At 71.4% G+C, this 15,268-nt stretch carries 11 protein-coding genes; 4 read left to right on the forward strand and 7 right to left on the reverse strand.

Annotated features, from left to right (window positions below):
• Positions 1–32: 32 nt before the first annotated feature.
• The gene (locus ACFVYR_RS30870) at positions 33–1,361 is read right to left on the reverse strand and encodes an MFS transporter (protein ID WP_384263103.1); all 1,329 of its coding nucleotides are present in this window, start codon (positions 1,359–1,361) and stop codon (positions 33–35) included.
• Between the two features lie 156 nt (positions 1,362–1,517).
• Here ACFVYR_RS30870 and ACFVYR_RS30875 point away from each other — a divergent pair, with 156 nt between their 5' ends.
• Positions 1,518–2,750 carry an ROK family protein gene (locus ACFVYR_RS30875; protein WP_384263101.1) on the forward strand — a complete coding sequence of 411 codons (1,233 nt, stop codon included), beginning with the start codon at positions 1,518–1,520 and terminating at the stop codon, positions 2,748–2,750.
• A gap of 48 nt (positions 2,751–2,798) precedes the next feature.
• Here ACFVYR_RS30875 and ACFVYR_RS30880 read toward each other — a convergent pair whose 3' ends face one another.
• Both ACFVYR_RS30880 and ACFVYR_RS30885 read right to left on the reverse strand, forming a co-directional pair.
• On the reverse strand, positions 2,799–4,025 hold the full coding sequence (locus ACFVYR_RS30880) for an MFS transporter (protein ID WP_384259054.1): 1,227 nt from the start codon (positions 4,023–4,025) through the stop codon (positions 2,799–2,801).
• Between the two features lie 151 nt (positions 4,026–4,176).
• Positions 4,177–4,776: a TetR/AcrR family transcriptional regulator gene (locus ACFVYR_RS30885; RefSeq protein WP_384259052.1), complete on the reverse strand. Its 600-nt coding sequence runs from the start codon at positions 4,774–4,776 to the stop codon at positions 4,177–4,179.
• Positions 4,777–4,889: 113 nt separating this feature from the next.
• Between ACFVYR_RS30885 and ACFVYR_RS30890 the strand changes: the two genes are divergently transcribed.
• Positions 4,890–5,438: a DinB family protein gene (locus ACFVYR_RS30890; protein WP_384259050.1), complete on the forward strand. Its 549-nt coding sequence runs from the start codon at positions 4,890–4,892 to the stop codon at positions 5,436–5,438.
• An 84-nt stretch (positions 5,439–5,522) separates the two neighbouring features.
• Here the strand turns inward: ACFVYR_RS30890 and ACFVYR_RS30895 are convergent, their stop codons facing one another.
• On the reverse strand, positions 5,523–9,212 hold the full coding sequence (locus ACFVYR_RS30895; protein ID WP_384259048.1) for a hypothetical protein: 3,690 nt from the start codon (positions 9,210–9,212) through the stop codon (positions 5,523–5,525).
• Between the two features lie 386 nt (positions 9,213–9,598).
• Here ACFVYR_RS30895 and ACFVYR_RS30900 point away from each other — a divergent pair, with 386 nt between their 5' ends.
• Positions 9,599–10,657, forward strand: a complete 1,059-nt coding sequence (locus tag ACFVYR_RS30900; RefSeq protein ID WP_384259045.1) for an alpha/beta fold hydrolase — start codon at positions 9,599–9,601, stop codon at positions 10,655–10,657.
• Between the two features lie 2 nt (positions 10,658–10,659).
• Positions 10,660–13,053, forward strand: coding sequence for a GMC oxidoreductase (locus tag ACFVYR_RS30905; RefSeq protein WP_384259043.1), 2,394 nt, complete (start codon positions 10,660–10,662; stop codon positions 13,051–13,053).
• 7 nt (positions 13,054–13,060) lie between these two features.
• On the opposite strand, the gene ACFVYR_RS30910 is transcribed toward ACFVYR_RS30905, so the two are convergent.
• The 3 genes from ACFVYR_RS30910 to ACFVYR_RS30920 are packed head-to-tail and all read right to left on the reverse strand — an operon-like array spanning position 13,061 to position 15,225.
• The gene (locus ACFVYR_RS30910) at positions 13,061–14,011 is read right to left on the reverse strand and encodes a phosphotriesterase (RefSeq protein ID WP_384259041.1); all 951 of its coding nucleotides are present in this window, start codon (positions 14,009–14,011) and stop codon (positions 13,061–13,063) included.
• Positions 14,008–14,592 (reverse strand): DUF4865 family protein, encoded by a 585-nt coding sequence (locus ACFVYR_RS30915; RefSeq protein ID WP_384259039.1) that lies wholly within the window; start codon positions 14,590–14,592, stop codon positions 14,008–14,010. Before ACFVYR_RS30915 ends, ACFVYR_RS30910 begins: the two co-directional genes overlap by 4 nt.
• Positions 14,593–14,637: 45 nt before the next feature.
• Positions 14,638–15,225, reverse strand: coding sequence for a TetR/AcrR family transcriptional regulator (locus ACFVYR_RS30920; protein WP_384259037.1), 588 nt, complete (start codon positions 15,223–15,225; stop codon positions 14,638–14,640).
• Between the last annotated feature and the right edge of the window lie 43 nt (positions 15,226–15,268).

The raw sequence follows: 15,268 nt of genomic DNA on the forward strand, positions 1-15,268 counted from the left end.
GAGCGGGCTCGAACCGGAGCCTCCGGTTGATGTCAGACCGTTTCCGTAGGCGTCGTACGTTCCCCGCGTTCCGCGGCCCGCGCGGTTTCCGGGGCCTTCGCCCGTTCCATCCGTTCGGTCCGTTCCGTACGCTCCGTATGACGTGTCGCGAAGCCGATGACCGACGCGACGGCGGCGAGCAGTGCGACGCTCGTGAGCGCCGTGGGCAGCGAGTACCAGTCCGCCATGAAGCCGATCAGCGGCGGCCCGATCAGCATGCCGCCGTAGCCCAGCGTCGACGCGGCGGCGACCCCGCCGGGACCGGCGAGGGCGCCCGCCCGTTCGACCGCCACCGGGAAGATGTTGGCCAGCCCGAGCCCGGTGACGGCGAACCCCGCGAGGGCGAGTCCGGTCGAAGGGGCGAGCGCGCCGAGCAGCATTCCGGCGCACGCCGTCGCGCCGCCGGCGACCACCGTGCGGGTCCTGCCGAGCCGTTCGAGGAGCGCGGTGCCGGAGAGTCTGCCGATGGTCATGGCGAAGGCGAAGCAGGCGTAGCCCGCGGCGGCGACGCCCGGGTGCGCGTGCAGGTCGTCCTCCAGGTGGAGGGGGCCCCAGTCCGCGATGGCGCCCTCGCCGTACGCCGTGCACAGTGCGATGAACCCGAAGACCATCACGAGCCCGCGCGTGCGGCGGTCCATCCGTCGTGCACCACCGGCCGGTTCCACCGGGGCGGCGGCCTGGTCACGGGCAGGGGCATCGTCGGCCTTCCGTAGGCGGTCCGGCGTCCCGTACCGCAGCAGGGCGGGCGCCGCCGCCGCGGTGATCGCCAGGCCGACGACGGTGATGCCGAGCAGGTGGCGGGTGGGGGAGAGGTGTCCCGCGACGAGGCCGCCGAGGCCGGAGCCGAGCATGCCGCCGAGGCTGAACGCGGCGTGGAAACTGGGCATCACCGGGCGCTGCAACGCGCGTACGAGATCCACGGCCGCGCTGTTCATCGCGACGCTGATCCCGCCGTACGCGGCCCCGAAGAACAGCAGCACGAGGCCGAGCACGAGGACCGAGCCCGTCAGCGGCGGCAGTGCGACGCTGAGCGGCAGCGCCACCCCGCAGGCCACGGTCATCGGGATGCTGCCGTAGCGCCGGCAGAGGTGCCCGGTGAGTGTCATGGTGACCACGGCCCCGGCGGAGACGGCGAGCAGCGCGAGCCCCAGTTCGCCCGCCGACGCCCCGGTCTGCTGCTTGATGGCGGGGATGCGGACGACCCAGCCGGCGAAGACGAAGCCGTCGAGGGCGAAGAAGACGGTCAGTGCGATGCGCAGGCGGCGGAGGTCATGGTCGATGGGCCGCGACGCTGCGGTCCCTAGTTTGTTTAGTAGCGGCACAAAGTCAGGGTAGGGGCGGGTGCGGGTGGCGTTCAAGGCGATTAAGGACGGCGCACAGGGCGATTCCGAAGGACGACACCGAACGGTTACGGAGAGGAACGGGCGGATGACGGCGGAACGGCCGGGCCGTGTACGGATCATGGGAGACTCGCCCTCATGAACGGCAAGGCTGATCCCCGTGCCGAGGGGGAAGTGACCACGCGCACCCGCCTGGAGCGAGGGCGCGGCGCGCTCGGTCCCGCGCTCGAACTGGTCCACACCGGGCGCGCTCCCACCCGTGCCGTGCTCACCGCCGAGCTTGGCGTCACCCGTGCCACGGCGGGCGCCGTCGCCGCCGAGCTGGAGGCGCTCGGCCTGATCCGGATCGACGCGAGGCCCAGCGCCGCCGCGGGCTCGCAGGGCAGGCCCTCGCACCGGCTCTCGGTCGCGGCGGAGGGGCCGGTGGCGCTGGCCGCGCAGGTGCACGCCGACGGTTTCCGGGCGGCACTGGTCGGGCTCGGTGGCCGCATCGTGGCCACCACGCCGGGCTGCGAGACCGTCGGCGCCGACCCCGCGCAGGTCATCGGGGCGGTCGTCGAGGCGGGCGCGCAGCTTCTGCGGGAGACCGGCAGGCGGTGCGTGGGCGCGGGGCTCGCCGTCCCGTCCGCCGTGGCCGAACCGGAGGGCACCGCCCTCAACCCGCTGCATGTGGCGTGGGCCGCGGGGGCGCAGGTCCGCCAGATCTTCGCCGACTGCGTACGTGACGCGGGCATCGCGGGACCGGCCTTCGCGGGCAACGACGTGAACCTCGCGGCGCTGGCCGAGCACCGGCACGGCGCGGGTCGCGGCGCGCGGGATCTGCTGTGCGTGGCGACCGGCCACCGGGGCGTCGGCGGCGCCCTCGTCCTCGACGGCCGCCTGCACACCGGGAGTTCGGGCCTCGCCCTGGAGGTGGGCCACCTCACCGTCAACTCCGAGGGCCGCCCCTGCTACTGCGGCAGCCGGGGCTGTCTGGACGTCGAGACGGACCCCCTCGCCTTCCTCACGGAGGCGGGCCGCGAGCCGGGCCCGGAGGGGTTGCTGGTGCAGGCCCGCGAGCTGCTCCGCGACGCGTACGGCGACCCGTCCGTACGTTCCGCGGCCGAGGCCCTGATCGACCGGCTCGGCCTGGGACTCGCGGGGCTCGTGAACATCCTCAACCCCGACCGGATCATCCTGGGCGGACTGCACCGCGCGCTCCTGGAGGCGGACCCGGAGCGGCTGCGGGCCGTCGTCGCCGACCGGAGTTTGTGGGGGCGCAGCGGTGGCGTGCCGATCCTGGCGTGCACGCTGGACCACAACAGCCTGGTGGGGGCCGCCGAGCTGGCGTGGCAGCCGGTGCTCGACGACCCCCTGGGGGCGTTGGGCTAGGGGCGGCCACGCCGGCTCGGCGGCCCGGCCTGTGGCGCACCTCAGGTTCTACGCGGGCTGACGCACGTCGTCCGCACTCTTGCGCGTGGTCTCGGTGGTCACGGTGGGTACGGCCTGTCCGGCCGCCGTGGCCGCGGCCCGGCGGCGCAGCAGGTCGGGTATCAGGGAGACGAGGCCGAGCGCGGCCAGACCGGCGCCGATCCACAGCGGTGCCCGCAGCCCGAAGGCGTCGATGGCGGGGCCGCCGACGGACGTGGCGATGATGATGCCGAGGGTGATGAAGGACGAGTGGACGGTGTTCACCAGCGGCCGCGCGTTGCCGACGCGCTGGACGCGGGTCACCAGGGCCGGGTTCATGGTGACGCCGACCAGGCCGATGCCGAGCATGAACACGAGTGCGGGGGCGGTCAGTTCGGCGAAGAGCGCGAAACCGGTGAGGAAGGTCAGGTTGAGCGCGAGACCGATCACCAGGACGGGAACGGTACGACGGTCGGCGAAGCGGCCGACGACGGTGTTGCCGATGACGGTGGCGGCGCCGTACGCGACGAGGAGCAGCGGCACCGTCCCGGTGGAGAAGCCGGTGAGCTCGGTGAGGATCGGGTTGAGGTAGCTGAAGGCGGAGAAGGTCGCGCCGATCACGAAGGTGCTGGTGGTGAGGGTGAGCCACAGTCGGGGGTTGCGGAAGGCGCCGAGCTCCTGCCGCAGGCCACCGCTCTCCTCGCTCTCACCCTCGGCGCTCGGTACGCCGACGAACGTGGCGGCGGCGGCCAGCGCGGTCAGTACGGTGATCGCCCAGAACGCGGCGCGCCAACCCAGGTGTTCACCGACGACCGTGGCGAACGGGAGCCCGAGCAACGTGCCGAGCATCAGTCCGTTCAGGGCCACCGCGACGGCACGGCCGCGCACTTCGGGCCGGGTGATGCGGGAGGCGAGGGAGATGGAGACGCCGAAGAAGGCCTGCGACGCGATGCCGGTGAGCACGCGGGCCACCAGCATGGTGCGGTAGTCGGGTGCGAGGGCGGCGAGGACGTTGCCGGTGAGGAAGATCCCGAAAAGCAGCATGAGCGCGGACTTCTGACGCATCCTCAGTACGGCGACGGTGAGGAAGGGGCCGCCGAGTGCCATCGCCGCGGCGAAGGCGGTGATGAGGTACCCGATCTCCGGGATCGTGGCGTCGAGCCCGTCGGCCATCTGCGGCATCAGTCCTGCGACCACGAATTCACTGGTCACCATGGCGAAGATGCCGAGGGCCAGTACGTATACGGCGCGGGGCATGGCGGAGTACTCCTGTCGGCAGGTTTTGGATAGATCAGTACAGAAAAAGGGCGCGAAGGGGCGCCGGGGGAGGGGCGGAGAGCGCTTGGCGGGTGGGTGAGGTGCCCCGGGGCGGCCGGGCTGGTCGGGTCAGCCGGGTCGGCCGGGTCCGCTATCGAGCCGTCAAAGCATCAAGGGCGGTCTCGGCGATGCCCTCCAGCGCGGTCCGGTCGGCGCCGGCCTGCGCGGAGACCCGCATGCCGCCGATGACGGCGTTGACGTAACGGGCGAGCGTGTCCGCGTCCCGCTCGGTCGTGATGTCGCCGGCGCGCTGACCGGAGCGGATCGTGGCGCGCAGGGCGGCGAGCCGCGTGGCGAGGTCGCGCTCCAGCATGCCGGCGGCCTCGGGGTCGCGCCCGGCGAGCTCGACGGTCGTATTGACGGTGAGACAGCCGACGCTGTGGCCGTTCTCGCGCTGCTCGAACTCCCCGTCGATGATCCGGTCGAGCAGCCCGCGCACGCGGTCCGTGGCCGGCCGCTCGACGTCCTCCAGGATGTCGAGCTGGGCCGCGTTCATCGTGTCCATGTACCGCGCGAGGGCGCGTCGGAAAAGGTCGTGCTTGCTGGTGAACGTGTTGTAGATGCTGCTGCGGCCCAGGCCGGTGGCTTCACACAGGTCCTGGGTCGAAGTGGCCTCGTAGCCGTTCACCCAGAAGGCGCGCATCGCCGCGTCCAGGGCCCGCTCCTCGTCGAAACTCCGCGGCCGGGCCATATCGGTACCGTAGCGTTCTGGAACGATCAGTGCAATATGTTGACCCGGTGCTGTCGATGACGGCTGCTACGTTCCGCGGGACACGGGCGTGACGGCGACGGGAAGGCGCGGAAATGGACGACGCGGAGACCAGCACGGCGAACACGACGGGCACGACGACCCGGCACGTCCCTCACCGAGGAGGCGAGAAGGAGAGCCTGCACGTCGCCCTCGACCGGCACCGGGACGTGGTCCTGTGGAAGCTGGAAGGGCTGACCGAGGAGCAGATGCGGCGGCCGATGACGCCCTCGGGGACGAGTCTGCTGGGTCTGGTGAAGCATCTGGCGGCCGTGGAGTACGGCTGGTTCTGCGAGACGTTCGGGCTCGGGACCGAGCCGCTGTGGTTCGACCCGGAAACGGAGGACATGGCGGCGGCCGACGACGAGACGGCCGAGCGGATCACCGCGTTCTACGGCCGTGCGCGCGCCGCGGCCGACCGTGCGATCGCCGGGACCGGGCTCGACGACGTCGGCACGGCGTGGGACGGACGCCGGGTGACGATGCGGTGGGTGCTCATTCACATGCTGGAGGAGACGGCCAGGCACGCGGGGCACATGGACATCGTGCGGGAGCTGATCGACGGAGCCACGGGAGACCACCCGGAGATCGCGGGCTGCGGCTGAGCTTGTCGCGCCGTCCCGGGTCCGGCGCGGCCCCCGGGGCGGCGGGCACGAGCATCGTGCGGCGAGGCAGCGCGAAGGAGTCGGTCAGCACACCTTCCGGTAGGGCACTTCGGGGATGTACCTGCGCCACTCCGCGCGGGACAGCCCGCCATTCGCTCGTCGGCAGATGGACGCGGTGAGGCGTTTGGGATCCACGGGAAGGGAGCCCGGCGCGCTGTGCTCGCCTGCGTAGTGCAGCGTGCGGCCGTCCGTGGAGAAGTTCAGCGCGATGACAGCATCACCCGGTGTCGGCAGCGGGGCGCCCAGGGGCCGACGGGAGGCGGCGTCCCACAACTGCAGCGAGCCGTGATCGCCCGCGACGGCCAGGGTCTTGCCGTCAGGTGAGTAGGCCAGCGCGGTCACCGCTTCGATGCCCGCGGTGCCGGGGCGGGCAGAGTTGTACGTCCCGGCAAGCGTCCCAAGGGCCTGCTCGCCCTTGCCGTCCCAGAACGCGACCCATCCGTTCTCCGCACCGGCCGCGAGGTGCTTGCCGTCCGGGCTGAACGCCAGGGCAGTGCTTGCTGGGAGCCTATTGGTGGTGGCCTGGCCGGAGGGAAGGGCGATGGTCTGGCCCAGGATGGCAACTCGCCGCCCATCGGGGCGCACGGCGAGGGGGGACCGGCCTGAAAATCCTGCCCATGTCCCTGCACTCCAGCCACCGCCCCCTGGGTTCTTGGATTTGGGGGGTAGCGGGTGGGCGAGGCCCTGTTTCCTCCGTGCGCCACGTGATATGTCCCAGATCTCCATGGGGCTTACATCCCATCGGGGGACCAGCAGGGACCGGCCGTCCGGGGTGAAAGCGAGGCCGGCCATCGCAGCGCCCTCAAGACCGGAGGAAGTGGGCCTGGTGAGCGAGCGGGCTTTCGCGTTCTCGCGTACCTTCCACAGTGTGATGGGGCCGTGCTTGGGTCTGCCATCGGTGTTGATCACGGTCTTGCCATAGGCGAGGGTCTGGCCGTCCGGGCTGAGCGCGAGCGCGGTGTAGCACATGTCGTCGGTGAGGCGAGACTCTGTGTTGCAGCGCAGGCCGGGGGCGAGGGAAATCCGCTTTCCGTCCGCGGTGCGGCGCACCTCGAACCGTGACGTGTCCCCGATGCGTCGCTCCAGTGCCACCACCCGGCCGCTCCGGCTGAATCCCCCTTGGGTCGCAGGTTGTTTGTTCCAGCTGTCGGTCAACGCGGCGCCGTAGGACAGGGTGCGCACGAAGACATCGGTGCTGCCCACTTCGCTGAGGTAGCGGATCGCTCCGGACTTGACATCGAATCTCAGCTCGCTGGCGACCTCGTTGTTCAGCGGCGTACGGAAGACCGGAGTCTTGGGCCCCGCCGTTCGCCACAGCAGAATCTCGTGGCCGTCACTGGCAGCGATGAACTCCCCGTCCGGGCTGAACACCGTCTCCTCCAGCCCCTTGTACCGGATACGGGTCCGCTCCTGGCGTGTGTCCAGGTCCCACAGTCGCAGCTCATCCGGGGATTCGGCCATCAGTCCGCGGCTGTCCGGGGTGAACTCAAGGGCCTTCTCACCGCACCGGCCCGGCCCGGGGGAGCCGGCCCAGGGCCGGGACAACTGGCGGTGTTCGGATATGTTCCAGACCTGAATGGGATCCTTTCCACCCGTGCACAGTGCCAGGAGACGGTCGTCAGGGCTCACGGCCCACTGAGATACGCCGTGCTGCTCAAAGAGCAGCCGTCGGCGTTTCACATCCCAGAGTGTGATGTCCCCACCTGCATCGTCCTCCCCGAGCACAGTGCGGCCGCTAGGCCCGAACGTGTACGTGTGGCCAGCGCCGAACTCTCCGAAGGGGGCGCCGAGCGGTTTCCCCGTTTGCAGGTCCCACAGCCGCATCCGGTTGCCTGAACCCTGCACCAGGGTGCGTCCATCGGGACTGACGGCGTCCGTGGACTCGCTGCGAAGTCGAAGGGCCGGGCCGACCGGCCGGTGGCCGACGGCATCCCATGCTCGTGCGGTGTTCTCGCCCGCCGTGACGACAGTGCGGCCATCGGCGCTCAAATGTGCCACGGCCATCGGCCCCGCATCAGGAACCTTGTAGGCCTCCTGCTCCCGTTGGGACAGGGCGCCCAGCAGTGCCGCGCGGGTCTCGGTCGTCTCGCTCAGCGACCAGGCCGCCGTGCTCAGCCGCATCGCCGTGACCGGGTCGGAAAAGCGCATGCTCTCGGCCACGGCGGCCAGCCGCCTGGACACCGCCTCGCGACGCCGTTGATCGCTGGTCCGGCTTTGCTGCCAGGCGACGGCACCCGCCACCAGGGCGAGGACCACGAGGAGGGAGACGGCGGCGATCACGCTGTGCCGACGACGCCGTCCGCGGGTCCTGGCCACGGCCCCCGCCCGGAGGAATTCGCGTTCCAATGCCGTCAGGTCGCCCTGATGCTCGGAGGCGCGGAAGGCCTCCTCGGCTTCGGCGAGCTCGGTGCCTCTCAGCAGGGATCCGCTGTCACGTCCGCGGTCGTGCCAGTGGCGTGCCGCCTGGGTGAGGCGGCGGTGGCGGCGCAGTCGCGCGCGGGAGTCCTCTATCCAGTGGTGCAGCCGGGGCCATGCGGTGATCAGTGCCTCGTGGGCGAGGTCGATGGAGGTCTCGTCCAGGGTGATCAGCCGGGCGCGGGCCAGCGCGGCCAACGCGGCTTCTGTGTCGCGGTGGGCGGGCCCCGTGGTGTCCAGCTCGGCCCGGTCGACGGGGCGGCGGGTGTCGGGGACGCCGTCGCCCGGGGTGATCAGGCGCAGCAGGATACGGCGGGCCGCATCAGTCTGGGGTTCGGTGAGCCGGGTGTACAGGTCCTCGGCCGTCCGGGAGATGGAGCCGTGAATTCCGCCGACGGCCTCGTAGGCGTCCAGGGTCAGGGTGCGTCCGCGGCGGCGCCGCCACGTCTCCAGCAGGGCGTGGGAGAGGAGCGGCAGGCCGCCCGGTTCCTCGCGCACCTCGGCGATGAGACGGTCGGTCAGGACCCGCTCGACGATCAGCCCCGCCGCGGCGGCGGGTTTGACGATCACCTCGCGCAACTCGCCGTCCGTCATGGGTCCGACGGGCAGGCTCGCCTGCCGGACGACGGCGGCCAGACCCTCGTGTTCCAGGCAGCGGCCGTAGAAATCGGCCCGCACCCCCAGCACGACCCGGAGCCGGCTGTCGGCGTCGCGGGCGGACAACAGCGAGGTGATGAAGGCCTTCTGCTCCTGCGGATCGGGATGGAGGGTGAACAGCTCCTCGAACTGGTCCACGATCAGCCAGGTCTCCCCGGAGCCCTCGGCCGGTACGAACAGATTCTCCCGCGGCTTGTCCCGCAACGGGCGGGCGCCGGGAGTGAGGATGCGTATCGCCGCCGGGCGCGGCAGCCCGTCACGGCCGTCCCGCAGGCGGGGAATCAGCCCGGCACGCAGCAGCGAGGACTTGCCGCTGCCCGAGGGCCCGAACACGGCCGTCACACGGTGGGCCCCGACCAGCTGGACCAGGTCGTCGGTCAGCCGGGCACGGCCGAAGAACACGTCGCTGTCGGCGGCCTCGAAGCGCAGCATCCCGCGGTAGGGCGCGGTCGCCGACTCCTTTGGCGGACCGGACTCCTGCGCGTCCTCCTCCCGCTTGGTCTCTCGCCACCGCCCTTCCCATTCCGTCGCGTCCCCGCCACAGGCCTCCACATACGCCAACACGACCGGCAGGGACGGCAGCTTCTCTCCTGAAGCAGCCGTGGCCAGTGTGGTCAGGGAGTAGCCTGCCTGCCGCGCCATTGCCCGGTAGGTCGGTGCCCCCGCCTCCTGACGCAACTTCCGCAACGCGTAGGCGAATCGCGCCACCGGACCCTCACCCGGATCCACCGGTTTCTCACGACGCCCCACGACGACCTCCCCGTTGATCAACGCGTTCACCCAACATGGCACGGCCGGTGGACGGAAGCCGCCGACAAGCCAATCCGCGCCCGCCGCGAACGCGACACGCTTTTGTTCAGCGGCACGTCGGCGGGGTGCTGAACAACGCGTACGCCGGTGAACTCGTCCTCACAAGCCACCGGCCGCAACCGCCCCGCGTCGGCTCACCCGTGTCCCGCCTCCCGCGTGGAGGCCGACCCATCGGAGTTCGGATGGAACGCAGCATTCCGCGATACACACACCAGGGCGTGGCGGACGCCGAGGTTACGTCGTACCCGGTCACGACAGAGGACGGCCTGAGGCTGGAGCTGGCCCGGTTCAGGCGGCAGGAGTGCGATGACGTGGTCCTGCTGGTGCACGGGCTGACCGGGTCGAGCGACATGTTCATCATGCCCGAGCACTACAACCTGACCCGCTACCTCCTCGACCACGGGTTCGGGGACGTATGGACCCTCGACCTGCGGATGAGCAACCGCTTCCCGTACAACACCGAGTCCACCCAGTACACCCTTGACGACGTCGCCCACTACGACCACCCGGCCGCGCTCGCGGAACTGCGCCGGCATGTGGGGCGGCGGCGGGTCCATGTCATCGCGCACTGCATGGGCTCGACCTCGTTCATGATGAGCCTGTTCGGCGGTGCCGTTTCCGGTGTCACCAGCCTGATCTCCCAGAGCGTGGGGCTGATCATGCGGGTGCCGAAGTGGTCGCGCTGGAAGCTCGAGTACGCCCCGCGCGTGCTCGAGCAAGGACTGGGGCTTGCCGCCATCGACCCGCGGATGGCCGAGGCCGCGCGATTCAGCCGGGGATGGATGCTGTCCCGCCTGGTGTCGCTGGCCCACCAGGAGTGCGACAACCCGGCCTGTCACCTGGTGAGTTTCATGTGGGGCACCGGCTGGCCCGCCCTCTACAGCCACGGCAATCTGGCACCGGCCACCCACGACCGCATCGCCGACCTCCTGGGCCCCGTCGGGATGCACTACTACCGGCACATCCGGAAGATGGCCCGGGCCGGGCGCGCCGTGAAGTACGACGCCGGCGACCGGCGCCACGCCGGACTGCCGGACGACTACCTGGTGAACGCCGCGCGGCAGAGCACACCGGTGCTGTTCCTGACCGGCGCGCACAACAAGGTCTTCGGGGACGCCAACGTCGCCTGCCACCGAGTCCTCTCGCGGCACGCCCCCGACCTGTACGAACTGGCCGTACTGCCCGGCTACGGCTACATCGACCCCCTGCTGGGCAAGGACGCGCACCGCGACGTGTTCCCGGTGATGCTCGACTTTCTGAAACGACGGGCGGGCTGACAATGACCGATCATGACCACCCCATCCCCGACGAGCACGTCGACGCCGTGGTCGTCGGCTCCGGCTTCGGCGGCTCCGTCACGGCCTTCCGGCTGGCCGAGGCCGGCCTGTCGGTGGTGCTCCTGGAACGCGGCCGCCCCTACCCGCCGGGTTCCTTCGCCCGTACCCCCGCCGAGCTGGGGCGCGCCTTCTGGGACCCGGAAGCCGGCCTGTACGGCCTCTTCGACGTCCGCAGCTTCCGCAGGTTCGACTCCGTGGTGGCCAGCGGCCTGGGAGGCGGCTCCCTCGTCTACGCCAACGTGCTGCTGCGCAAGGACGAACGCTGGTTCGTCGACGAGCAGCCGCTGCCCGGCGGCGGGTACGAGTCCTGGCCGGTGAGCCGCGCCGACCTGGACCCGCACTACGACGCGGTCGAGTGCATGCTCGGCGCCACGCCCTACCCCCTGGACCGGCCCCCCTACGCGCGCACACCCAAGACCCACGCGATGCGGGAGGCGGCGACCGTACTCGGCCTGGACTTCCAACTGCCGCCGCTCGCCGTCAGTTTCGCGCCCGCGCCCGGCGCCGACCCCGAACCGGGGCTGCCGGTCACCGAGCCGGTGTACGGCAATCTGCACGGCACGGGCCGCAAGACGTGCCGGCTGTGCGGAGAGTGCGACCTCGGCTGCAACGACGGTGCGAAGAACAGCCTCGACCACACCTACCTCTCCGCTGCCCGGCACCACGGCGCCGACCTGCGCACCCACCACGAGGCGCGGCTCGTCCGGCCGCTGCCGCGCGGCGGCTACGCGCTGGACTACGTGCGGCACGACCCGAGCCGTACGGGCCGTCCGCACACATCGCGCGGGCAGGCGCCGACGAGGACCATCGGCTGCGACCGGCTGGTGCTGGCGGCGGGCACCTTCGGCACCTCGCATCTGCTGCTGCGCTCCCGCAAGCACCTCCCCGGTCTGAGCCCGGCCCTCGGCACCCGGTTCAGCAGCAACGGGGACCTGCTCGCCCTCCTGATCAGGGCCGGACGCGAGGGGCACCCGCGTCCGCTGGAGCCCAGCAGGGGACCGGTGATCACCGCCGCGATGCGGCTGCCCGACGAACTCGACGGCCTCGGCGGGACCGGTCGCGGCGGATACATCGAGGACGGCGGATATCCCGGCTTCGTCGACTGGCTCGCGGAAGCCACCCATCTTCCGCAACAGCTCTCGCGCGGCACGCGGTTCGCGCTGGGGCGGATCCTCGCGAGCGCCTCGCGCGCCCCTGATCCCCACCTGTCCCCGGCGCTGTCCGGGCTGATCGGCGAGGGGCTGCTCTCCAGCACCTCCGTACCGCTGCTCGGCATGGGCCGGGACATTCCCGACGGAGTCCTGCGGCTGCGCGACGGCCGGCTGGACGCCGACTGGAGCGCCGCCACGAGCGCCGCGTACTTCGAGCGGCTGCGCGAGACCATGAAGCAGGTCGCCGACGTACTGGAGGCCACGTACGTCGACACCCCCCTCTGGTGGCGCAAGCGCGTCGTGTCCGCCCATCCGGTCGGGGGCGCGCCCATGGCCCACCGCGCCGACGACGGCGTGTGCGACCCCTACGGCGAGGTGTACGGCCACCCCGGCCTGTACGTGGCGGACGGCGCGGCCGTCCCAGGGCCGGTGGGCACCAATCCGTCGCTCACCATCGCGGCGCTGGCCGACCGCATGTCCACGCGGTTGCTGGAGAACCGCTCCGCCGGGCGCCCGGTGCGTCTCCCGCCCACGGCTCCCGCGTACCGCGATTGCACCTCCCTCACCTTCACGGAACGGATGCGCGGGTTCTTCGCGCCCGGAGCGCCGGACCCCCGGGCGGCGAGGGCTGCCGAGCAGAGCGGTGACATGGTGCGGGAGCGGCTCTCGGTGCGCCTGACGGTGACGGTCGACGACCTGGACGTCTTCCTGGACGAGCCCGGCCACGAGGCCCGGGCCGACGGCTGGATCGAATCGCCTGCCCTCGGCGGACGGCGGCCGGTACTGCGCGGATCCTGCCGGATGTTCCCCCTGGGGGACGAGACCCGGGGCGGGGCGCTGACGTACCGGCTGCACTTCACCGATGCCGAGGACCGCCCGCGCACCCTCACCGGGCGCAAGGACCTCAAGGGCGGGACACCGCTGAGTCTGTGGCCCGAGACTACGGTTCTTCCCTTCCGGCTGCTGGAGGGCCACGTCCAGGGCCGCGAGGAACCGTCGGCAGCGGTGCTCGGCGCGGGGCGGCTGAGCATCCCTCTCACCGACTTCCTCCACCAGCTGACGACCTTCCGCACGACAGGGCCACGCGGCGCGGCGGCACTCGACCGCTTCGGCCGGTTCTTCCTGGGCCGGCTCTGGCACCTCTACGCCCCGACGGCTCCGTGGACCGGTCGCAGGACGAGGTGAGAAGCGATCAGGGTCCGGCCACCGCCGGGGCCTGGGCCCACGCCACGCCGAAAGCCCGCCCCGGGTTCACCGTCAGGATCTGCTCCACCAGCTCTTCTCCCACGGCGATCTGGAGCCGGGGACGCACCCTGCGCAGCAGATGGGGCATGCCGGGACCGCCGTTCACCGAGCGCGCCCCCGCCGTCGTCGTGTCACCTCCCAGAAGGATCCGGTCGCCGAAGCCCGCGTCCGCGAGGGCGCGCACCGCGTCCGGCATGCGCCAGTCCGTGGCGTGGTGGGCCCGCGAGGGGCCGTCGAAGGCCACATAGGCGCCCGCCCCCGCGGCTTGCAGATGGCAGGTGAAGTCGGGGGAGCGGTTGAGGTGACCGAGGATCACGCGGTGCGGCGGCACGTCGAACTCGCCGCAGAGCAGGTCGAGTACGTCCGGCGCGCCGGTGCCCAGCTCCAGGTGCAGGGCGATCGGCGCGCCCGTCGCGTGGTGCGCCTCGGCCGCCGCCGTCATCGTCCAGCGCGCGTGGGCGTCGATCCCGTGGAAGCCGCCCGCGACCTTGATCAGCCCGGCCCGTACGCCGGAGTCGCCGATGCCCTCGGTGAGTTCACGGACGAACAGGTCCGCGAGGCCCTGCGAACGGAGCCGGTCGATGAACTCCGGTGCGTAATGGACTGCTTGGTGCAGCCCGGTCGCGGCCACGAGGTGCATGCCGGTCGCCCTGGAGAGCCCGGGCAGCCGCCCGGCATGCCGGCCCATTCCGTGCGGCGTCCACTGCACGACGCTCTGCCCGCCCGCCGTACGGAACCCGACCAGCTCGTCGGCCGCGGACGCGGCCGAGTCGAGTTCCTGGCCCGGCAGTTGAGGACTGCGCAGGAACAGGTGGTCGTGGGCGTCGCAGACGCCGAGGGCCGTCGGATCGATGTCCCCGAGAACGGTACGGACCGCGTACCCTGCCGCCCCGCTCACCAGTGCCGTCCCTGCGGCAGCTGCTCCCGCTCGGGGGTGGAGAGATGCAGCACCTCGAAGACGTCACCGAGGTCCTCGGGCGCCGCATGGTCCCAGAGCGAGAAGTGCACGGACTCCCAGGTGCGGGGGTCGACGGCGGTCAGGGCGCTCGCGGCGCCGTCCGTCTGAACCAACTGCGCGGCCTGTACGGCGAGTTCGGACGCCAGGTCCGGAAGCGGCGTGCGTTCGGGTATCGGCTGTCTACGGCGGACCGCTGCCCTCGGTGCGCTCGCCGCCGCGCCGCCCTCCTCGTACGCGAGGACCGTCCAGTGGTTCACCGCAGGGCGCCCGAAATCGTCGACGAGTCCCTGGAAGCCGGGGCCCCAGAGGAAGGAGTTCATGCCCTGGGCCGTGTTCCAGAGGTAGAACGGCGCGTACTGATTGACGGGGGAACCGTTCTTGCCGCGTTCGCGCATCAGATAGGCCTTGAAACCGAGGCCGGGAAAGTCGTTCAACAGGTGTCCCTTGGACTCGACACGGTGGCGGACGGTCCCCATGTCGTGGTCGGCGGGCAGAGTGATCTCGTACTGCATCGCGTGCATCGCGTACTCCCTTGGAATCAGGGTCAGTTGGAGCGGGCAGGGGGGTTACTTCGCGCCGGGCGCGGCCGTCGTCGTACGGGCGGATGCCAGCAGCGCGACCACACCGCGCACCGCCGCGTCGAACGCGCCGGCCGAACCCGACGAACGGGCCAGTACGTATCCGCCCTGCACCACCGCGACGACCGCCGACGCCGCGTCCCGCGGATCGAGCGCCTCCGTGAACTCGCCCGCGGCGCGCCCCTCCTCGAAGATCCCGGCGATCCGCTCGCGAAGCCAGTCGAGGGTCTCGGTGACGGGTGCGCGCAGCTTCTCGCTCGCGATGATGTCCGGGTCCATCGTGAGCCGTCCGACCGGGCAGCCCCGCAACACGTCGCGCTCGCGCAGCAGATAGGCCTCGATCCGCGCGTACGCGGACCCGGCGCCGCCCAGGACGGCCTCCGCGGCAGCGCGCATCTCCTCGGCGGTGCGCCGGATCGCGGCGAGCGCGAGGTCGGGCTTGCCTGTGAAGTGGTGGTACATGCTGCCCTGCCCCGCGCCCGCGTGCTGCTGGATGGCCTTAGGGCTCGTGCCGACGTACCCCCGCTCCCACAGCAGCTCGCGCGTGGACTCGATCAGACGCTCCGGAGTGCTCATGAAGCCACTGTACATACTAGTAGGTACAGAGATCCAGTGCCGG

This window comes from Streptomyces sp. NPDC058284, from assembly GCF_042881135.1.
Taxonomy (GTDB): domain Bacteria; phylum Actinomycetota; class Actinomycetes; order Streptomycetales; family Streptomycetaceae; genus Streptomyces.